Source organism: Pseudomonas sp. 58(2021) (assembly GCF_017491585.1).
Classification (GTDB): Bacteria; Pseudomonadota; Gammaproteobacteria; order Pseudomonadales; family Pseudomonadaceae; genus Aquipseudomonas; species Aquipseudomonas fluorescens_BT.
This window is the reverse complement of sequence record NZ_JAFGYZ010000002.1, coordinates 316902-338518: the sequence shown is the minus strand read 5'-3', so window position 1 is coordinate 338518 and position 21617 is coordinate 316902. Positions and strand designations below refer to the sequence as shown.

Below are 21617 nucleotides of genomic sequence, written 5' to 3'. Positions count from 1 at the left end.
AAAAGCTTTACTCGAGCTAACGCTCATTGTGGTGAGTGGTGGGGTGAGAGGTGAGAGTTGAGTGGTTTGGTTGTTGGGTTGTTTTCACCTTCTACACTGGTAGCACGGCTTGTTCCTTCAGCCTCAGACAACCACCACCAAAGGAGTCTGTTCCATGGCCGATAGAAAATGCGATTGCCCGGGATGTAGCTGCAAGATCAAGGAAGGTGAGCATTCCTATGTGGCGCACGGCAAGCACTATTGCTGTGAGGCCTGCGCTCATCACCACAAGGGCGGTGAGGAGTGCTCTGGCAAGGGTTGCCATTGCGCGCACCCGAAATAACGCACTGCATGAAAAAGTGGAGCCTAGTCAGGCTCCACTTCCAGTTTCAGGCTGTCGTCGTCCAGGCGTTCGGTGTGGCGGACGTTGCCTTGCAGGCGGCGGCCTTCGACGTTGACGACGATGGTCTTGGCCTTTTCAAGGTCTTCCGGCAAGGGGGCCGGGACGCGCAGGGCGAAGCGGTAGGGATCGTTTTCGACCGGTTCCAGGCCAACCGGGCAGTCGACGCTTTTGGTGATGCGGCCGAAGAGGGTGTCCAGGCCGTAGTCCAGGTGCGCCGGGCTGTTGATGGTTGTCATGTGTGTTCCCCCGAAATAGTCCCCACCTGCGCCAAAGCTTAGCTTGCCGGTCGCCAGGTGACGTTTTCCACGCCGAATTTTTCCGCCATCGGCTTGCTGGTCTTTTGCACTTTCTCCCGGCCGAAACGCGGGATGCGACCCACCCCTGCGTCGCAGCTTGCCCAGTGCCACGCCTCGGTGTTGTCCATTTTGTCCGAGCGGATAATGAACGACTTTGGCGTGCCGTGAAGGGTGTAATCGATGACGTACAGTTTTGCGTTGTTCATAAAGCCCATCTTCCTCCCTGTGGTAATAGAAGGATCGCTGGGCTGCGGGAAAATTCACTCGGATTGTCCGACGGTATCTATCAATGGCGAGCGAGGGGGCGCACTGGTTACCATGGCGCTCTCGTCAATCCCGATGAATGTTCGCCATGGCCCTCGCTGCGCCCCCCGATCTGAGTGATACCGATGTGCCGGTGCAGCCGCTGGCGCGTACGTATCCGCGTGGGTTGTTCATCGAGCCCCATGAGCACGTCTGGGGGCAGTTGCTGTATGCGATGAGCGGGGTGATGTGGGTCGAGACGCCGCACGAGGCGTTGGTGGTGCCGCCGCAGCGGGCGGTGTGGTTGCCGCCGGGCGTACCCCACGGGATTCGCGTGGTGTCGGATTTGCAGATGCGCAATATCTACCTGCGCCCGGCGCTGGCGGCGACGCTGGATGAGACGGTGCAGGTGATCGAGGTCGGTGGGCTGCTGCGCGAGTTGATTGTCGGGCTGGTAACGCAGGGCGACAGCGGTGATGCCGAGTATTACGAGGCGCTGGTCGGGCTGGCGTTGCTGGAACTGAAACGCGCAAGGCGTTCACAGTTGAAGATTCCGCTGCCGGACGATGCCGACCGGCGGCTGATGAGTCTGTGCCAGGCGGTGATGGCGGCGCCGTCGCTGGACATTCCCTTTGAGCAGCACGCCGAAAACGCCGGGGCCAGTGTGCGTACCCTCGCACGTCTGTTCAAGGAAGGCCTGGGCATGGGCTTCGCCGAGTGGCGGCGTCAGGTGCAATTGGCGACGGCGGTGGCGGAGTTGATTCAGGGCGTGCCGGTCAGCGCGATAGCCCGTGAGCTGGGTTATTCGCCGAGCAGTTTCAGCGACATGTTCCGTCGTGAACTGGGCGTGGCGCCTTCGCAGTTCAGTGCCGGTCAGCTTCCAGGCTGATTTGGCCGAAATTCAGAAGTCCTTGGCCGGTATCGGTCTTAGCCTTTCTCTAGACTTTGCCCATTCTCTTTATGTGGCGGAGTGATCCCATGAACTACCTGATTTCCCTGGGCATCGGGCTGGGCGTCGGCCTGTTGTATGGCGCGCTGGATTTCCGTTCCCCGGCACCACCGGCCATCGCGCTGGTCGGCCTGTTGGGCATGCTGGCGGGCGAGCAGTTGTGGCCGTTGGGCCGGCAACTTGTCAGCGGCTGGTTGTCCTGAGAATCCCTTTTCATTCGGTGGAGATATCCATGAAAGCACTGCAATTCGATAAGACCGGCGATCTTTCCTCCCTGCGCTTCGTCGAGGTGCCGACGCCGGTGCCGGGCGCCGGCGAGGTGCTGGTGCAGATCAAGGCTGCGGGCCTCAATCCCAGCGACGTGAAGAACGTGCTCGGGCGTTTTCCGTACACCACGCTGCCGCGTATTCCCGGTCGGGACTTTGCCGGGGTGGTGGTCGAAGGTCCGCAGGCGCTGATCGGTCAGGAGGTCTGGGGCACCGGGCGCGAGCTGGGCTTTTTCGCCGATGGCTCCCATGCGCAGTTCGTCAAACTGCCGGCCAACGGCGTGGCGCACAAACCTTCGCATTTGAGTTTCACCCAGGCCGCGAGCCTCGGGGTGCCCTACACCACGGCGTGGGATGCGCTGGAACGCAGTCTGGTCAGCGCTGAAACCCGTTTGCTGGTGATCGGCGGCGGGGCGGTGGCGACGGCGGCACTGGCGCTGGCCAAAGTGCGCGGCGCGCAGTTGCTGGCAGCGGCGCGGCGGCCGGAGCAGGTCAAGGATTTGCAGGCGCAGGGTTATCAGACAATTCAGCTGGATAAACCCGAGGATCTGGGCGCGCAGGTCAACGCGGTGTATCGCGGCGGCGCCGATGTGATTTTCGACACCACCGGCTTCTGGCTGCCGGCCTCGGTCGCGGCGCTGGCGACCTTCGGGCGGATCGCGATCATCGCTGCGCCGGTGGACGGGCATGTTCAACTACCAGCGCTGGCCCTGTATCGCAAGGGCGGCTCCGTGGTCGGCATCAACTCGTTGCTGTACGGCGTTGAAGCCTGCGCGGCGATGCTCGAGCAGTTCGGCCGGTTCTTCGACGAAGACCTGCTGCCGCTGCCGCAAGGGCTTGTCGAAGCGCCGCTGGCCGAAGGGCTGGCGCGGTATGCCGATGTGAATCAGGGCAGTGGCGACAAATTTATTCTTATTCCCTGACGGTCTCTGTTCTTCATGACATCCCAAAACCGTGGGAGCGAGTTCGCTCCCACGGTTTTTTTGGGTCTCAGGATTGCGGGACGCCGTTCTCCCATGCCGACCAGTTTTTCAGGATGTCCTGCACCAGCGGATGACCCGCGCGGTAGAGGTTTTCCAGTGCCGGCACGAATCCGCCCTGATCGGCGTACTTGAGCAGGTTGTCCACTTCGCTGCCGCCCGGCGCCGGGCGGTCGAAGTCGGAGCCGGCGCGCACCACGGCCAGGCGCTGCACGTCCACCAGACCCTCGCGGCTGGCGCGCAGCAAGGCTTCGTAGGTGGAGTTGTCTTCCTGTTGGGTGGTGCAGTATTCGCCCTTGTTATCGGTCAGCAGTTTGGTCCACACCTCGGCGCGTTCGCTCAGGCGCGTGCCGGAGAACCAGGTGTTGCCCGCCAGCGTGTCGCACCGGGTGACCACGGGGGGCTGATTGGCCGGTGCTGCCGGGTATTTCTGGCGCCACGCGGCCGATTCCTTGCTCTCGCTCAGTTCGACCTTGTGGCTCAGGGCGAAGGCCTTGGCCTGCAGTTTCGGGTTGAGTTCGAAGACTTCGGTCTTGTAGTCCAGCGGCGGTTTTTCGTTCGGGCCTTTCGTGTTGATGCCGAGATAACCGGTCGGCCAGTTCGATGGCGCATCGCGCGAATCCAGCTCCCACTGGGTGCCGAACTCCACCAGGTAATGGGCCCAGGCGGCGGTGCCGATAGTCCCGTGTTTGGGGCTGATGCCGGCAATCCCGGCAATCAGGAAGTAGCTTTTGCGCAGGTCGAATTTCGGCGACAGCGCCAGTGCCAGGGTCGAGGCGGCGGCGTTGCTCTGGCCCATGCCGGTGGTCATCAGGCACACCTGCTGCGTGTTGCAGCGAATGGTCGGGTATTCGGCCGACAGGCCCGGCACGCGGATTTCCTGCTTGAGCTCGAGGCGATCGATCCAGTGCTGCGCCTCCGGGGCGAACATGGTGATCAGCACCACTTTCGGTTGAATCGGCGCCTCGCCCGACCATGCGTTGGAAGAGAGCAGGGCCGCAGCGGCCAGTGATACACGCGTCATTGCTTTCATGATGGCTCCTGGATTCAGAACTGATAACCAATGCCGGCGTAGTAACCCCAGCCATTGGAACGTGCGCGGAAATTGCCGTCGCCAAAATTCAGCTCGCTGCCGTCCTCCCAGTTGCCGCCGTTGTGGAAGTAGCGGCCAACCAGGGTGAAACGCAGGTGGGTGAACGAGTACAGCAACACATTGGTCGCCACCGTGGCATTGGCGGTGCGCGCCGGGTTGTCCTTGTGCAGGTCCGAACCGAAATCGAAGTTGGTGAAGCCGATGTAGGTCAGCGAGGCGCCGTTGCTGAATTTGTCGATCGGCACGATGTACTTCAGCTGCGCGCGGTAGCCGTCCCACGAATATTCGTTGCTGGCACCGTAGTTTTCCCACTGGTAGCGCCCGTACAGGTTGGCCGACAGGTTGACCCGCGAGTGGGTGTCGATGTCGGTACCCAAACCGCTGTACAGCGTGTTGGCGCGGTTTTCCTTGCGGCTGCCGTGGTCGTAGATCCAGTCGAACGCCACGTACCATTCCTTGAACGGCCCGATGGCCAGGCTGCGGCCGGCGAGGTAGTCGATGGAGATGCGCGGTTCGTGCTCCATGAACACCGGCGAGCCGTGATCCCACACGCCTTTGTCGTGGCTGTTGCCGATGTTGAAGATCTTCGGAATGTCGATGTAGCCGTACAACTCGAACGGACCCTTGCGCCCGAAGTACTCGTATTCCAGGTAAATATCATCGGCCGGTTGCGGGCCGAAGCTGATGTCCTTGCTGCCGATCAGCATCAGGTCCTGGTTGTACCAGTCCGACAGGTACGCGCCTTTTTTCGGCGGGCTGGCCTCGGGGCTGAGGGCTTCGCCCTGGGCGGATTCCTCAGGCAGGGCAGGCTGCGCCAGCGTGGTCTGACTGAGAACTCCGGTAACGCCGGTCAGTAGCAGGGAAACAGCAAAGGTGCGCACACCGCGACGGCGGTGGCAGGAAGAAACGTGCATTCAAAGTCCTTTTTGCGGATCAAGGCCCGGAGCGGCGGGCCTGTACGGGTGTGTTACGAAAGTGGCGGCATTGACGCTTCGCAAACGTTTGCACAAGCCGTACCAATTATCAAAGTTGAAAACTGAAAAAGTTCGCAATGGCTTTGATTTTTGAAAGTGGGGTATCGCTTGGATTCGGATGGGAAACTGTTGCTGAATGTTAGAGATCTGCTTGATTAGTCTGTCGAATCTGCTTACTTTCGCACGCCTCGAAGGACGAAATTGACCACATAGGGAGTTGTTTGTGGAAGCAAGGTTTGGTGTTGGCCTCGGATCACGTATTTCCCCCCTTTCTCTTGCTGTTCACCTGAGCGTCGTCGGACTCCTGTTTGGCGGTTTCAGCGCACCGGCGTTCGCCAGTTGCGCAACCGTCGGCTCGTCCGTGACGTGCACCGGTGTGCCGACCTTGCCGCTGCTCCTCAACACCTACGCCAGTGCTGCCAACGGTCTGACGGTAAATGTCGATGCTGGCGCAGCGATGAATGCCGTTCCGGGAGGCTCCGCGATAGCCCTGACGGGAAGCAACGTCACGCTGAACAACTCCGGCACCATCGACCCGGCGTACACCGGCCCCATGTCGCAATTGAGCGGTGCTCTGTTGCTGGGGGCGAGTGGCGCGCCAGGCGTGATCAACGTGCTCAACAATGCCGGCGGTATCCTCCGTGGCACCGGCATGGTGCAGGGGCCGAACCTGACTGATCTCGGTGGCCTGGCGATCAATGTCGTCAACCCGGCGGGCGGCGTCACCCGAATTATCAATAACGGCACCATTACCTCAACCGGAGTCCAGCCCGGCATTCCTCTGGCCGATACTCCCGTGGTCGCGGTACACGGTGGTGGTTCCCAGGTGAACATGGTCAACGGCGCCACAGGCCAGATTACCGGGCGGGTGGCGTTCGAATCGTCGGCGGGTGGCAACGCATTCACCAACGCCGGCAGCATCAATGGCAGTGTTTCGCTGGGTGCGAACAGTCACAACACCTTCACTGCGGTGACCGGCTCCAGCGTTGGAATCGGTGATGGCGTGCAGAGTGGTGCCGGGCTCGGCGGCATGGCAGGCGTCAATCTGACCTTTGCCCCCACCGGGCAGATCGACGGCGGCGCAGGTGGCACCAACAACCTGATTCTGCAGAACACGGCCGGTGTCGGCGGCGGCACCAGCGGTGTCGGCACGGCATCGAGCGCCACCTACGTCAACTTCGACAACCTGACCGTCAACAGCGGCAACTGGACCTTGGAGGCGGCATTGGTCAGCGGCAGCACCACCCTCAATGGCGGTATTGCCCGGTTCAATGACAACGCCACGTTCGGTAACGGTGTCCTGACTTCCAACGGCGGAACTATCGAGGCCGGCAATGCCGGGTTGACACTGACCAACGAGATCAGCCTCGGGGCCGACGGCCTGACCGTGCAGGGCAGCAACGACATAACCTTGAGCGGGATGATATCCGGCAGCGGTGGTCTGACCAAGACCGGCTCTGGCAATCTGACGCTCGGGGCTCTGTACAACATCTTCAAAGGTCCTTTGAATATCGTTTCCGGCAACGTCTACACGCATGACGGCGGCGCGGTCGGCAGCTATCCCATCGTCAACCTCAGTGCCGGCACCAATCTCTACGTTGACCACAATCTCTCTCTCGGTGGGCTGAATGGCGCCGGTAACGTGTACGTGTCGGGCTACGGCAGCCTTTACGTGGGCAATGACGTCAGCAATACCTTTGACGGCGAGATCCATACGTCTCGCTTGATCAAAGATGGCACCGGTACCCTGACGCTCACCGGTAACAACGACTTTCATAATGGTTCAAGCATTGTCGATGGCGGTACCTTGAACGTCGGCGGATTGCTGAACAGCTCGGTTGACGTCAAAAGCGGCGCCACCCTGACCGGCAGTGGTTCGATTCAGCAACAGGTGCACATCGACGACGGCGGACACCTGGCATTGTCCTCAGGCACCACGATGTCCGTAGGCCGACTGATCCTCGATTCCGACAGTAATGTCGATGTGCGCCTTGCAACTCCATCGAGCACGCCGGTGTTGAACATCGGCGGCAACCTGACCCTCGACGGCAACCTCAATGTCAGAGACGCCGGTGGTTTCGGCGTCGGTGTCTATCGCTTGTTCAACTACACCGGCACGCTGACCGACAATGGCCTGACCGTGACCGACGTACCCTTGGGTTACCGTCTCGGCGACATGGTGGTGCAGGCGCTGAGTAACCAGATCAATCTGGTGGTCGCGGCACCGAACAGCAACCTGCGCTTCTGGGACGGCAGCCAGACCATCGCCAATGGAACGGTGGACGGTGGCAGTGGCACGTGGAGCGCCGGCGGCACGAACTGGACCCGTTCCAACGGCGCGCTGAATCAGTCCTGGGGTGACGATTTCGGCATCTTTCAGGGCGCGGCCGGCACGGTGTCCGTCAATGGCACACAACGGTTCGCCGGTCTGCAATTTCTCACCGATGGCTACAACCTGGTGAACGGCACAGCGGGGCAACTGACCGCTGTCAACGGCTTCAGTGGCACTACGGTGATGCGGGTCGATCCGGGGGTGACCGCAACGATTGGTGTGAACATCAACGGCAGTGGCATTCTCAATAAAGTCGACAGCGGTACGCTGGTACTCAACGGCGACAACAGTTATTCCGGTGGAACCCGACTGGATGGCGGCACGCTGGTGGTCGGCAGCAACACGGCGCTGGGCAGCGGCGCACTGGTCGCCAATGCGGACACGCAACTGGAGAGCAACAAGGCCGTCGCGCTGGACAACGCGATCACTCTCAACAGCAACCTCACAGTGGGCGGCAATCACGACCTTGCGCTCAACGGCGTTATCAGTGGCACAGGCGGGCTGACCAAGAATGGCGCCTCCGTCCTGACGCTCGCCGACAATAACAACTTCCTTGGGCCGGTGACGTTGAATGCCGGTGGCCTGCTTCTGGCCTCGAACACGGCGCTGGGTTCCGGCGCCCTGAAAGTGGCGAATGACGCCACGCTGGAAACGACGGGTGGCTTGAATATCGGCAATACGATGTACCTCACAGGCGACCTGCACCTGCTTGGCAATAACGATCTGACGTTGAGCGGTATGATCCTTGGCGAGGGTGGCCTGATCAAGGACGGTACAGGCAACCTGACGTTGATCGGAAGTAACAGCTCCTTCCGTGGAACGGTGTTGAATGGCGGGACACTGACTCTGCAAGACTATCGCTCTACGGGCCCAGGGCCTATCGTTGTCAACGGCGCATCGGTTCTCACCGCTATTGATCGGGTCGAGCTTACCAACCGCCTGGTGCTCAACGCTGACCTGACGCTCCCCGGCGACGTACCGACATCCCTGCGCGACGTCAGCGGCAGCGGTCGGCTGATCAAAAACGGTTCGTCCAGCCTGCACATCGTTGAGGCCAGAAACTGGACCGGTGGCCTCACGTTGAATGGCGGCTCGCTGAGCGCATTTTCCGGTGCTTTGGGCACTGGCAAGCTGATCGTAGGCGGTGATTCGAGTCTTGAATCGGGTAATCCGACGACTTTTGACAACGACATCGACCTCAACGCCAACCTGACGGTGACTCGCAGTCAATATCTGACCTACGGTATGGTCTTCAACGGAGTGATTGCCGGCACCGGCACGTTGACCCATCTGAGCAAAGTTGATCTGAAACTGACGGGCGCCAACACGTTCAGTGGTCTTCTGGATTTCCGGGCCGGCAGCCTGACAACCGTCGGCGACTCGGCACTGGGCAACGGCGCCAGTCTCAACCTTGAAGCGCCTGCGACGCTCAATCTGGGTGGCTCGGCGAATCTGGCCAGACTGACCGGCTCCGGCACTGCATTGATCGGCGCTGGCCACACCTTGAGCATCGGCAGCAACGACGCCAGCAGCGCCTTCAACGGTCGCCTCGGCGGAGCCGGTGCGCTGGCCAAACGCGGTACCGGGACCTTCCTGTTGACCGGCGATCAGCCGTTCAACGGCGCGGTCTCGGTGGATCAAGGCATGCTGCAGGTCGGCAGCCGCGCGGCGCGGGGCTCCCTGGGCGGGCAGGTGAGCGTGGCCAATGGCGCAATCTTGAGCGGTAACGGCAGTGTCGGTTCGGTGGTCAACCACGGTGTGCTGGTTTCGGGTGCCGAGGCCGGCACCCTGAGCGTGGCCGGCAACCTGACCAACGCCGCCGACGGCGTGTTGGCCCTGACCGTCAGTTCTCCGACCGCTACACCTCTGGCCGTTGGTGGTACAGCGGCGCTGGGTGGAAGCCTGCAAGTGAACAGCCTGACGCCGTTCACCGGCAACACGGTGTATTCGCTGATCACTGCCGGCGGTGGAGTGACTGGCACCTTTAGCGCGGCCGATCTGCCGCAGTACACGTTCCTCAATACAGCGCTGGTGTATGACGCCAACGCAGTGAATCTGGTGGTCAGCCGTAACGACACCTCGTTCGCTGACGCTGCGACCACTGGCAACCAGCGCAACACCGCCTCGGCGTTGACGCGCAATGGTCCGGCGGGCGCGGCGTTGCAGAACGAAATCGCCAACCTCAACGTGGCAGGTGCACGGCAGGCCTTCGACAATCTGTCCGGGGAGATCCATGCGAGCACCGCCAGTGCGGTTCTCGAGGATTCGCGCTTCCTGCGTGAAGCGGTCAATGACCGTATGCGCCAGCCAACCTGCAGCGCTGCGGATGATCCACGCCGCACGCTGGCCCCGAGCGATACCCAATTGAGCAGCAACGGCTGTCACGGTGAAATGGTCGGCTGGGCCCGTGCCATTGGCGCATGGGGCGATATGGGCGGCGACAGCAACACGGCCAGTGTCGATCGTAGCCTCAGCGGTTTCATGCTCGGCACCGACAAGCAACTGGACGAGCAATGGCGCGCCGGTATGGCGGCCGGCTACACCCGCAGCAATCTCAATGCCCATGATCGAAACTCCGATGCCAAGGTCGACAGCTACCACCTGGCGACTTACCTGAATTCGCAGTTCGATGCCCTGGCAGTGCGACTTGGCGCCGCCTACAGCTGGCACCGTCTCGACACCAAACGTGAAGTCAACGTCGGCAGTTACAATGACCGCTTGAAGGCTCGCTACGATGCCCGCAGTGCCCAGGTGTTCGGTGAAGTGGGTTACGCCATCAATGCGGCAGGTGTGGCCATCGAACCGTTCGCCGGTCTGGCTTACGTCAACTACGACAGCGACACCGCCAGGGAAAAAGGTGGAATGGGGCGGCTGAAGGGCGATGCCGATCAGGACATCACCTATTCAACCCTCGGTGTGCGTATCGGCAAGTTGGTGACACTGGCCAACGGCAGTCAACTGACCCCGCGAGCGGCCATCGGCTGGCGGCATGCCTATGGCGATACCCAGCCTGATGCCGACCTGACCTTCATCGACGGCGGCGCTTCGTTCAGCACCCAGGGCGCGCCGATTGCCAGAGACAGCGCGCTGCTCGAGGCCGGTGTGGACTTCCAGATCACCCCGACCGGCAAACTCGGCATTGGCTACTCGGGCCAGGTGTCCAGCGACAGCCACGACAGCGCGATGAGCATCAGCTTCAGCCAAAGCTTCTGATCGTTGTCGAAGCACTCAGACCGCCCGCCAGGGCGGTTTTTTGTTTCCGGGGTCAGAACGCGAAAGCGTTGAAGATCCCTGTGTCTGGCGCCTGAAAAAGCCCCCAACCCCTTGCTCAGAACGGCTGGAAGTATCCACGCAGGGCCTTATCGCACAAAAGTATTAACACTATTTAACCGGTGCCCCATCGCAGGGCATCAACTAGCGTGTGTCTGGAATAGACGGTTTATCTGATGACCGTCATACGCTTGATACGTGTGCGGTATCTCGCCGCCGTTGCACGCCTTCAAGGACGAAATCGGCCACGAAAGGAGTAGCCCGTGGAATCAAGGTTTGGTGTCGCCCTCGTTTCGCGCTTTTCCCCACTGTCCCTTGCCGTGCATCTGAGTGTCGCCGGGCTACTGTTCGGTGGTGTCAGCGAGCAGGCGTTCGCCACCTGCTCGGCGGCAGGCTCCACGATTACCTGTTCGGGTGTTCCGACGCTGCCGCTGTTTCTCAACGACTACAGCAGTGCGACCAGCGGGCTGACGGTCAACGTCAGCTCCGGGGCGCAGATGAACGCGACCCTGGGCGGCAAGGTGATCAACCTGACCGGGGCCAACATCAACCTGAACAACTCCGGCACCCTCGATCCTGCCTTGCTGGGCCTGGTTTCTATCCTCAGTGGCGGTGCGTTCATCGGCACCGGCGCGACCAGCACGGTAAGCATCGTCAACAACACCACCGGGATCATTCGCGGCACCGGCATGTTGCTCGGCCTCAACCTGACCAGCATCGACGGTCTGGGGATTGGCGTGAACAACTCCGTGTCGGGCACTACGACCATCACCAACGACGGCACGATTACCTCGACCGGGCTGTCGGTCGGCGGCATCACCCTGGCCGATACGCCAGTGGTCGGGGTGTATGGCGGTTCGCAAGTCAACATGACCAACAGTGCCAGCGGCACGATCAACGGCCGGATCGCGTTCGAGACGTCGGTGGCGGGCAACACCTTCACCAACGCCGGTAACATCACTGGCGGCGTGTCGATGGGGGCGGGCAGTACCAACACCTTCTACGCGATCACCGGTTCCAGCGTTAACGTCGGCGACGGTGTGCAAGTGTCCGTCGGCCTCGGTGGCCTGATCGGCATCAACCTGACCTTCGCTCCGACCGGGACGATCGATGGCGGCGCGGCCGGTACCAACACGCTGATCCTGCAAAACCCGATCGGCCTCGGCGGCGGCACCACCGGGACCGGCACGGCGTCCAGCGCGACGTACGTCAACTTCAACAACCTGACCCTCAACAGCGGCACCTGGACCTTGCAAGGGCCGTTGGTCAGTGGTGCGACCACGCTCAATGGCGGTGTCGCGCAGTTCAACGACAACGCGGCATTCGGCAGTGGCGTGCTGACGTCCAACGGCGGGATCCTCCAGGCCAGCAACGCCGGTTTGTCACTGGCCAACCAGATCAACCTGGGCGCCAGCGGCCTCACTCTGCAGGGCATCAACGGCACCACCCTGAACGGCGTGATTTCCGGTACTGGCGGCTTGACCAAGATTGGCAGCGGTCAGCTCAACCTCAACGGCATCAACACTTACACCGGCAACACCGTGCTCAACGGCGGCACAGTGCTTGTGGGTAACAACTCGGCATTCAGCACTGGCGGCATTACGGTCGGCGGCGCTTCGAGCATCTCGGCAACGACGCCGATTTCGCTGGCCAACGCGATCACGCTCAACAGCACCCTGACCGCGACCGGCACCGGTGCGCTGACCCTGGGCGGGGTGATCAGCGGCGCCAGCAACCTGACCAAAACCGGCAGCGGCAGCCTGACCCTCAACGGCATCAACACCTACACCGGGACCACCAGCCTCAGTGCCGGCACCTTGCGCGTCGGCAACAACAACGCCCTGGGCAGCGGTGTACTCAACACCAGCAACGGCACCAGCCTCGACAGCACCGGCAACGTGACCCTGGCCAACAACGTCGGTATCACCGGTACGTTGAACGTGCTCGGCAGCAATGCCCTGACCCTGGCCGGCGTCGTGTCCGGCACCGGGGCGATCACCAAGAGCGGCAGCGCCAGCCTGACCCTGACCGGCAACAACACCAACAGCGGCGCCACCGCGCTCAACGGCGGCAGTTTGCTCGTCGGCAGCAACACCGCCCTCGGCACGGGCGCACTGAATGCGGCGGCCGGCACCACGCTGGATGCGACCACGGCGGTGACTTTGGCCAACGCCGTGGCGCTGGCGGCGGATCTGACCATCGGCGGTACTCAGGCGCTGGGCCTGAGCGGCGTCATCAGTGGCGCCGGCAACCTGGTCAAGAACGGCACCGCGAACCTGACCCTCAGCGGCAACAACACCTTCTCCGGCGGCACGGTACTGAATGCCGGGACGCTGATCGTCGGCTCCAACGCTGCGCTCGGTACCGGCGCACTGACCACGGCAGCGGGCACCACCCTCGACGCCAGCACCAGCGTGGTGCTGAGCAACGCCGTCGCCCTCGGCGGCGATCTGAACATCGCCGGCAACGCCAACCTGACCCTTGGCGGTGTTGTCAGCGGCAGCGGCGGGTTGACCAAGAATGGCGTGGCGAACCTGATTCTCAACGGCGCCAACACCTTCAGCGGTGGCACCACCCTGAACGCCGGCACCCTGACCGTCGGCAATGCCGCCGCGCTGGGCAGCGGCGACCTGACCGTCGCCAATGCCGCGACTCTCGACAGCAACACCTCGGTCATCCTGAACAACAACGTTGCACTCAACGGCAACCTGGCCATCGGCGGCAGCAACGGCATGATTCTGGGTGGCGTGCTCAGCGGCGCCAGTCAGTTGATCAAGAACGGCACGGCCAACCTGACCCTCAACGGTGCCAACACCTTCACCGGCGGCACCGCGCTCAACGACGGCAGCCTGACCGTCGGCAACGGCGCGGCACTCGGCACCGGCACGCTGACCGTAGGCGGGGCGGGCGCAACGCTCAACAGTAGCGCCAACGTGACACTGAACAACGCGATTGCGCTGAATGCCAACCTTACCGTCGGCGGCGCCAACCCGTTAACCCTCGGCGGAGTGATCAGCGGTGGTAGCAGCCTGATCAAGACAGGTGCCTCTACCCTGACTCTCAACGGTAACAACACCTACAGCGGCGCTACATCGCTAAACGCCGGGACGCTGATCGTCGGCTCCAACACCGCCCTCGGCAGCGGCGTACTCAACGCCGCCAACGGCACCACGCTGGATGCCGGCACCGCGACCAGCCTGGCCAACAACGTCAACCTCGGCGGCAACGTGACGGTCGGTGGCAGCAACGCGCTGACCCTTACCGGCGTGGTTGCCGGGGTTGGCGGCCTGATCAAGAGCGGCCCGGCCGACCTGATCCTCAACGGCGCCAATACCTACTTCGGCAACACCGCACTCAACGTCGGCAAGTTGATTGTCGGCAGCAACACCGCGATCGGCAGCGGCGCATTGAACGCAGCGGCCGGCACCACGCTGGACACCAACACCGCCGTAACCCTGGGCAACCAGGTCAACCTGGCCGGTGCGATGAACATCGGCGGCAGCGCGGATCTGACCCTCACCGGGACCGTCGCCGGAGCCGGCAGCCTGGTGAAAAACGGTGCGGAAAATCTGAACCTCAACGGCACCAACACCTACGTCGGTGGCACCACGCTAAACGCCGGTACAGTGACCGTCGGCAACAGCTCCGCACTGGGCACCGGTGCCTTGACCGTCGGCGGTGCGGCAACGCTCGACAGCAGTTCGCCGCTGGTCAGCCTGGCCAACGCGGTGGTGCTCAATGCGGCGCTGAGCGTCGGCGGTACCCAGGACCTGACCCTGGGTGGCGTGGTCAGCGGCGCAGGCCAGTTGATCAAGAACGGCGCGGCCAACCTGACCGTTAACGGCACCAACACCTACAGCGGTGGCACCACTCTCAATGCCGGTACGCTGACACTGAGCTCGGCCGCTGCCTTGGGCAGTGGCGGTCTGACCGTCGGTGGTGCGTCGACGCTGGACACCAGCAGCGGCATGAGCGTCGGCAACAACATCACCCTCAACGCCGGCCTGACCCTGGCCGGCAGCAACACCCTGAACCTCAGCGGTGTGATCGATGGTGCAGGCAGCCTGACCAAGGACGGCTTTGGCGACCTGACGCTCAGCGGCAACAACACCTTCACCGGTGCGCTGAACATCGCCTCCGGCAGCGTCACCACCGTGAGCAGCGGGGCACTCGGCAACACCTCCGGCGCCAATATCAGCGCCGGTGCCAATCTCTATCTCAACAGCAGCACCAGCCTCAACGGGCTGAGCGGCAGCGGCAGTGTGCAGATCGCTGGCGGCAACACCCTGACGGTGGGTGGCGTGAGCAGCACCAGCACGTTCGACGGCGACCTCGGTGGCAGCGGTGCGCTGACCAAAGTCGGTACCGGCACGTTGAATCTGACCGGCAGCAGCGGCCTCACCGGCAACACCAACGTCAACGCCGGTACGTTGAATCTCACCGGATCGCTGGCCAGCACCCAGCTCAACATCAACAACGGCGCGACCCTCACGGGTACCGGTTCGGCGCTTGGCGTCATCACCGTCAACAGCGGCGGTCATCTGGCGTTGTCTTCGGGCAATACCTTGTCCGCCTCGTCATTGATTCTCACCGTTAACAGCAATGTTGACGCTAGCCTCGCCACGCCATCGACCACGTCGCTGATGAACGTCGGCGGCAACCTGACCCTCGACGGCAATCTCAACGTCACCGATGCCGGCGGTTTCGGTGTCGGTGTCTATCGCTTGTTCAACTACATCGGCGCATTGACCGACAACGGCCTGACCGTGGCCGGTGTACCGGTGGGTTACGGCCTCGGCGACATCCTGGTGCAGACCCTGGGTAATCAGGTGAATCTGGTCGTGTCGGCGCCGAACACCAACCTGCGCTTCTGGGACGGCAGCCAGACGATCCCCAACGGCACAGTGGATGGCGGCAGCGGCACCTGGAATGCCGGTGGGACCAACTGGACCAATTCCAACGGCACGTTGAACCAGACCTGGGCCGGCGACTTCGCAGTGTTCCAGGGCACGGCCGGCACCGTTTCGGTCAACGGCACGCAACTGTTCACCGGGATGCAGTTCCTCACCGATGGCTACAACGTGGTGAATGGTTCCTCGGGGCTGTTGACCGCGGTCAACGGCACAGGCGGCACCACCGCGATGCGGGTCGATCCGGGCGTGACCGCCACGGTCGGGGTGAACATCGACGGCAGCGGTATCCTCAACAAACTCGACGCCGGCACCCTGGTGCTCAACGGCGCCAACAGCTACACCGGTGGCACGCAACTGGACGGCGGCACCCTGGTGGTCGGCAGCAACACCGCACTGGGCACTGGCGCGTTGATCGCCAACGCCGGCACGCAACTGGACAGCAACACCGCCGTGACCCTGGCCAACGCGGCCACGCTGAATGGCAACCTCACCGTGCTCGGCAGCAATGCGCTGACCCTCAACGGTGTCATTTCCGGCACTGGCGGCTTGATCAAGAACGGCTCGGCCAGCCTGACCCTCGGCGGCAACAACGCCTTCCTCGGCCCGGTGGCGTTGAACGCGGGCGGTCTGGTTCTGGCGTCGAACAGCGCGCTGGGTTCGGCCACCCTGAACGCGGCGAACGGCACCACCCTGGATGCCAGCGGCGCTTTCACGGCGGGGAATGCGATCAATCTGGCGGGCAACCTCGGCATCGTCGGCAGCAACGATCTGACACTGAGCGGGGCCATCAATGGCGCCGGCAGCCTGACCAAAAACGGCGCGGCCAACCTGATCCTGAGCGGTGCCAACAACTTCCTCGGCGGCGTTACCCTCAATGCCGGCACCCTGACCGCCGGCAGCAACGGCGCTCTGGGCCTGGGCAACCTGACCGTGGCCGGTGCGTCCTCGCTGGACAGCAACACGTCGGCGTCGCTCGGCAACAACGTAGTGCTCAACGCCAATCTGACCAACACCGGCAGCAGCGACGTAGCGCTCGGCGGCGTGGTCAGCGGCACCGGCGGTCTGATCAAGAACGGCGCGTCCAACCTGACCCTCAACGGCATCAACACCTACAGCGGCGGCACCACGCTGAACGCCGGTACCGTGACCCTCGGCACCTCGTCGGGCCTGGGCTCCGGCGCGGTGACCGTGGCGGGCGCTTCGACCCTCGACACCACGGCGCCACTGGTGCTGGCCAACAACATCAACGTCAATGCCAACCTGAGCGTGGCCGGCAACAACAACCTGACGTTGGGCGGCGTGATTGCGGGGGCGGGCACCTTGACCAAGAACGGTCTGGCCGACCTGACGCTGTCCGGCAACAACAGCTTCAGCGGCACATTCGACGTGCAGTCCGGCAGCCTGACCACCCTGGGCAACTCGGCGCTGGGCAGCAACGCCGGGGTCAATCTCGGCAATGCCGCGACGCTGAACCTCGGCGGTTCGGGCAGCCTCGCCAGCCTGACCGGCAGCGGTACCGCACTGATCGGTGGCGGAAACACACTGAGCATCGGCGGCAACAACGCCAGCAGCATTTTCGGTGGTGTGCTCACCGGCACCGGCGAGTTGAGCAAACTCGGCACCGGCACGCTGACCCTGACCGGCCTCAACAGCCTGACCGGTAACACCACGGTCAACGCCGGGACCTTGAACGTCAGCGGCTCGCTGGACAGTGCCAGTGTGCTGGTCAACAGCGGCGGCACCCTGACCGGCGGCGGCTCGCTCGGCGGGGCCGTGACCGTGGCGGACGGCGGTCATCTGGCGGGCGCCACCGGCAGCACGCTTTCGGTGAATTCGCTGGTGTTCAACGCCAACGCCAACTTCGATGTCGGCCTCGGCACACCGGTCTCCGGTGGCGGCAACGCGCTGGTCAACGTCGGCGGCAACCTGACCCTGGACGGTACCCTCAACGTCAGCGACATCGGCGGTTTCGGCAGCGGCGTGTACCGGTTGATCAACTACACCGGTGGCCTGACCGACAACGGCATGCTGATCGGCACCGTGCCGGGCAGCGTCACCCCGGGCGACCTGACCCTGCAAACCGCGCTGGCCAACCAGATCAACCTGCTGGTCACCGCACCGGGCGTCACCGTGCAGTTCTGGGATGGTAACCAACTGGTCGCCAACGGTTCGGTCGATGGCGGCAGCGGCACCTGGGGCACCGGCACCACCAACTGGACCGACGTCAACGGCACCACCAATCAGGCCTGGACCAACAACTTCGCGGTGTTCCAGGGCACAGCGGGCACCGTGACGGTGAACGGCGCGCAAACCATCACTGGCATGCAGTTCGTCACCGATGGCTACAGCCTGCAGAACGGCACGGCCGGTTCGCTGAATCTGGTCAACGGATCGCTGGGCAATGCCACCGTGCGGGTCGATCCGAACGTCACCGCGACGGTGGGCGTGGCGCTCAACGGTGCCGGCACACTGGGCAAATACGACACCGGCACCCTGGTGCTCAACGCCGCCAACGGCTACACCGGCGGCACCGCACTCAATGGCGGCAAGATCGTGGTCGGCAACAACGCCGCCCTCGGCACTGGCGTGTTGACCGCTGCCAACGGCACCGCGCTGGACAGCAACACCGCCGTCAGCCTGGCTAACGCGGTGGTGCTCGACGGCGGACTCACCGTCGCCGGCTCCAATGCATTGACCCTCGGTGGGGTGGTCAGCGGCAGCGGCAGTCTGATCAAGACCGGCGCATCAAGCCTGACCCTCAACGGCAGCAACACCTATACCGGTGGCACCCAGCTCTCCGGCGGTACGCTGGTGCTGGGCAACAACAGTGCGATCAGCAGCGGCGCGCTGAATGTGTCGGGTAACGGAACGCTCGACAGCACCTCTGCGCTGCAACTGGCCAACACCATCAACCTGGGGGCGCAACTGACCCTGGCCGGCAACCAGAACACCACGCTGATCGGTGCGATCACCGGCAGCGGCAGTCTGGTGAAAAACGGCAGTGGTGACCTGCTGCTCAGCGGTGCCAACACCTACAGCGGCGGCACTACGTTGAACGGCGGCAACACCCGTGGCGACACCAGCAGCCTGCAGGGCGCCATCGTCAACAACGCGGCGCTGACCTTCGAGCAGAACAGCGATGGCAGCTACACCGGCAATCTGACGGGCGCCGGCACCCTCAACAAAACCGGCGCCGGCGCCTTGCTGCTGACCGGCAACAACACCTTCACCGGCAACACCGCGGTGCAGGCTGGTGCGCTGAACGTCAACGGTGTGCTCAACAGTGCCAACGTCAACGTGGCCAGCGGGGCGGCCATCGGCGGCAGCGGCGTGATCGGCGGCGCCGTGCAACTGGCCAACGGTGCGACGCTGACCGGCGGCGGCATTGCAACGCCGTTGTCCGTCGGTTCGCTGGCGTTGTCGTCGGGGACCAACCTGGATTTCAGCCTTGGCTCGGCCGCCAGCTCCACCACCGTGGTCAACGTCGCCGGCAACCTGACCCTCGACGGTACGTTGAACATCAGCAATGCCGGCGGCTTCGGCACCGGTGTCTACCAGCTGTTTACCTACGGCGGCAGCCTGACCAACAACGGCCTCGTCTTCGGCAGCCTGCCGGTTTCAGCGTCAAACCTGACCCTGCAAACCGCCTTGGCCAATCAGATCAATCTGCTGGTGCAGGGTACGCCGGGTGAGGTGCAGTTCTGGAACGGTGGCAAAACCAATCCGGATGGCAGCATCGGTGGTGGCAGCGGCGTATGGGGACCCGGCACCAACTGGACCGACGCGACCGGCACTCAGGCGCAAGGCTCCAGTGGACAGTTCGCGGTGTTCGGCGGGCAGGGCGGTACGGTCACCGTGCAAGGCAATCAGAACTTCACCGGGCTGCAGTTCCTCGTCAACGGCTACAGCCTGGTGCCGGATGCCGGCGACACGCTGACGCCGGTCAATGGCGCGGGCGGTACACCGGCGCCGATCCGCGTCAATGCCGGTGCCAGCGCGCAAATCGATGTGCCGTTGATCGGCGCTGGTGGTATCGAGAAACTCGACGCCGGCACGTTGATTCTCACCGGTGCCAACACCTACAGCGGTGGCACCACCGTCAGCGGCGGTACGCTGATCGGTAACAGCACCAGCCTGCAAGGCAACATCCTCGACAACGCGGCGCTGGTGTTCCAGCAGAATGCCGATGGCAAGTTCAACGGTCGCCTCAGCGGTACCGGTGCGCTGGCCAAACGCGGTACCGGAACCTTGCTGTTGACCGGCGATCAGCCGTTCAGTGGCACTGTCTCGGTGGATCAAGGCGTGCTGCAGGTCGGCAGCCGTGCGGCGCGGGCTTCTCTGGGCGGGCAAGTGACCGTGGCCAACGGCGCCGGTTTGAGCGGTAACGGCAGCGTCGGTTCGGTGGTCAACCACGGGGTAGTGGCCTCCGGTGGTGGTGACGGAAACCTGAGCGTGGCCGGCAACCTGATCAACGCCGCCGATGGCGTGTTGGCTCTGACCGTCAGTTCGCCGACCGCTACGCCACTGACCGTCGGTGGTACAGCCAACCTGAGCGGTGGCCTGCAAGTGAACAGCCTGGCGCCGTTCACCGGCAACACCGTGTATTCGCTGATCACTGCCGGCGGTGGAGTGACTGGCACCTTCAGCGCGGCCGATCTGCCGCAGTACGCGTTCCTCTCCTCAACGCTGGTGTACAGCCCTGATGCGGTAAACCTGCTGGTCAGTCGCAACGGCAACTCGTTCACCGACGTCGCCGCCACCGGTAACCAGCGCAGCACCGCCTCGGCGTTGACGCGCAACGGCCCGGCGGGCGCGGCACTGCAGAACGAAATCGTCAACCTCAGTGTGGCGGGTGCGCGGCAGGCCTTCGACAACCTGTCCGGGGAAATCCACGCCAGCACCGCCAGCGCGGTCCTGGAGGATTCACGCTTTGTGCGCGAAGCGGTCAATGACCGTATGCGTCAACCTACCTGCGGTGCTGCGGATGATCCGCGTCGCACGCTGGCGCCGAGCGACACGCAACTGAGCAGCAACGGCTGTCACGGTGAAATGGTCGGCTGGGCCCGCGCCATCGGTGCCTGGGGTGACATGGGCGGCGACAGCAACACGGCGAAAGTCGATCGCAGCCTCGGCGGTTTCATGCTCGGCACCGACAAGCAACTCGACGATCAATGGCGCGCCGGGATGGCGGCGGGCTACACCCGCAGCAACCTCAACGCGCATGACCGCAACTCCGATGCCAAAGTCGACAGCTACCACCTGGCGGCCTACCTGAGCTCGCAGTTCGATGCCCTGGCCGTGCGCCTCGGTGCGGCCTACAGCTGGCACAGCATCGAGACCAAGCGCGACGTCAGCGTCGGCAGCTACAACGACCGCCTGAAGGCTGATTACGATGCCCGCAGTGCCCAGGTGTTCGGTGAAGTGGGTTATGCGATCAATGCAGCAGGCGTGGCCATCGAGCCCTTCGCCGGCCTGGCCTACGTCAACTACGACAGCGACACCGCCAAGGAAAAAGGCGGAGTGGGGCGCCTGAAGGGCGATGCCGATCAGGACATCACCTACTCGACCCTCGGTGTGCGCATCGGCAAGTTGGTGACCTTGGCCAATGGCAGCCAACTCACTCCACGGGCAGCGATCGGCTGGCGGCATGCCTACGGCGACACCAAGCCTGACGCCGACCTGACCTTCATCGACGGAGGCGCGTCGTTCAGCACCCAAGGCGTGCCGATTGCCAAGGACAGTGCGCTGCTCGAAGCCGGCGTGGACTTCCAGATCAGCCCGACCGGCAAGCTCGGTATCGGCTATTCGGGCCAGGTGTCCAGCGACAACAACGACAGCGCGATGACCATCAGCTTCAGCCAAAGCTTCTGATCATGGTCGAAGCACTTTAGCCGCCCGCAAGGGCGGTTTTTTTTGCTC

Annotated in this window: 10 protein-coding genes; 6 read left to right on the top strand and 4 right to left on the bottom strand. The window is 63.3% G+C overall.

Translation table 11 applies throughout. The features are described from left to right. Positions 1 to 154 precede the first annotated feature (154 nt). Positions 155 to 322 (top strand): metallothionein, encoded by a 168-nt coding sequence (locus tag J5M72_RS03605; RefSeq protein WP_085686659.1) that lies wholly within the window; start codon positions 155 to 157, stop codon positions 320 to 322. Positions 323 to 345: 23 nt separating this feature from the next. Here J5M72_RS03605 and J5M72_RS03600 read toward each other — a convergent pair whose 3' ends face one another. Both J5M72_RS03600 and J5M72_RS03595 read right to left on the bottom strand, forming a co-directional pair. Next, positions 346 to 618, bottom strand: a complete 273-nt coding sequence (locus J5M72_RS03600; RefSeq protein ID WP_085745874.1) for a hypothetical protein — start codon at positions 616 to 618, stop codon at positions 346 to 348. Between the two features lie 38 nt (positions 619 to 656). Continuing rightward, a complete protein-coding gene (locus J5M72_RS03595) occupies positions 657 to 884 on the bottom strand; it encodes a DUF6555 family protein (RefSeq protein ID WP_064597962.1) in 228 nt (75 codons plus the stop codon). Positions 885 to 1030: 146 nt separating this feature from the next. On the opposite strand from J5M72_RS03595, the gene J5M72_RS03590 reads away from it, so the two are divergent. The 3 genes from J5M72_RS03590 to J5M72_RS03580 all read left to right on the top strand — a co-directional run bounded on the left by J5M72_RS03590 (position 1031) and on the right by J5M72_RS03580 (position 3059). Next, positions 1031 to 1810, top strand: a complete 780-nt coding sequence (locus J5M72_RS03590; protein ID WP_207864045.1) for a helix-turn-helix transcriptional regulator — start codon at positions 1031 to 1033, stop codon at positions 1808 to 1810. 89 nt (positions 1811 to 1899) lie between these two features. Continuing rightward, on the top strand, positions 1900 to 2073 hold the full coding sequence (locus tag J5M72_RS03585; RefSeq protein WP_085712525.1) for a DUF1427 family protein: 174 nt from the start codon (positions 1900 to 1902) through the stop codon (positions 2071 to 2073). A 29-nt stretch (positions 2074 to 2102) separates the two neighbouring features. Next, a complete protein-coding gene (locus J5M72_RS03580; protein WP_207864044.1) occupies positions 2103 to 3059 on the top strand; it encodes a zinc-binding alcohol dehydrogenase family protein in 957 nt (318 codons plus the stop codon). A 67-nt stretch (positions 3060 to 3126) separates the two neighbouring features. Here J5M72_RS03580 and J5M72_RS03575 read toward each other — a convergent pair whose 3' ends face one another. Both J5M72_RS03575 and J5M72_RS03570 read right to left on the bottom strand, forming a co-directional pair. Beyond that, positions 3127 to 4149, bottom strand: coding sequence for a purine nucleoside permease (locus J5M72_RS03575; protein ID WP_207864043.1), 1023 nt, complete (start codon positions 4147 to 4149; stop codon positions 3127 to 3129). Between the two features lie 14 nt (positions 4150 to 4163). After that, a complete protein-coding gene (locus tag J5M72_RS03570) occupies positions 4164 to 5123 on the bottom strand; it encodes a nucleoside-specific channel-forming protein Tsx (RefSeq protein WP_169431077.1) in 960 nt (319 codons plus the stop codon). A 283-nt stretch (positions 5124 to 5406) separates the two neighbouring features. On the opposite strand from J5M72_RS03570, the gene J5M72_RS03565 reads away from it, so the two are divergent. Together J5M72_RS03565 and J5M72_RS03560 are read left to right on the top strand one after the other, a co-directional pair. After that, positions 5407 to 10728: an autotransporter domain-containing protein gene (locus J5M72_RS03565; protein WP_207864042.1), complete on the top strand. Its 5322-nt coding sequence runs from the start codon at positions 5407 to 5409 to the stop codon at positions 10726 to 10728. A 320-nt stretch (positions 10729 to 11048) separates the two neighbouring features. Next, positions 11049 to 21569, top strand: a complete 10521-nt coding sequence (locus J5M72_RS03560; protein ID WP_207864041.1) for an autotransporter-associated beta strand repeat-containing protein — start codon at positions 11049 to 11051, stop codon at positions 21567 to 21569. The last annotated feature ends 48 nt before the right edge of the window (positions 21570 to 21617 follow it).

Coding starts and splice junctions, on each gene's coding strand:
- J5M72_RS03605 (WP_085686659.1), top strand. CDS start 155: ATGGCCGATAGAAAATGCGATTGCCCGGGATGTAGCTGCAAGATCAAG.
- J5M72_RS03600 (WP_085745874.1), bottom strand. CDS start 618: ATGACAACCATCAACAGCCCGGCGCACCTGGACTACGGCCTGGACACC.
- J5M72_RS03595 (WP_064597962.1), bottom strand. CDS start 884: ATGAACAACGCAAAACTGTACGTCATCGATTACACCCTTCACGGCACG.
- J5M72_RS03590 (WP_207864045.1), top strand. CDS start 1,031: ATGGCCCTCGCTGCGCCCCCCGATCTGAGTGATACCGATGTGCCGGTG.
- J5M72_RS03585 (WP_085712525.1), top strand. CDS start 1,900: ATGAACTACCTGATTTCCCTGGGCATCGGGCTGGGCGTCGGCCTGTTG.
- J5M72_RS03580 (WP_207864044.1), top strand. CDS start 2,103: ATGAAAGCACTGCAATTCGATAAGACCGGCGATCTTTCCTCCCTGCGC.
- J5M72_RS03575 (WP_207864043.1), bottom strand. CDS start 4,149: ATGAAAGCAATGACGCGTGTATCACTGGCCGCTGCGGCCCTGCTCTCT.
- J5M72_RS03570 (WP_169431077.1), bottom strand. CDS start 5,123: ATGCACGTTTCTTCCTGCCACCGCCGTCGCGGTGTGCGCACCTTTGCT.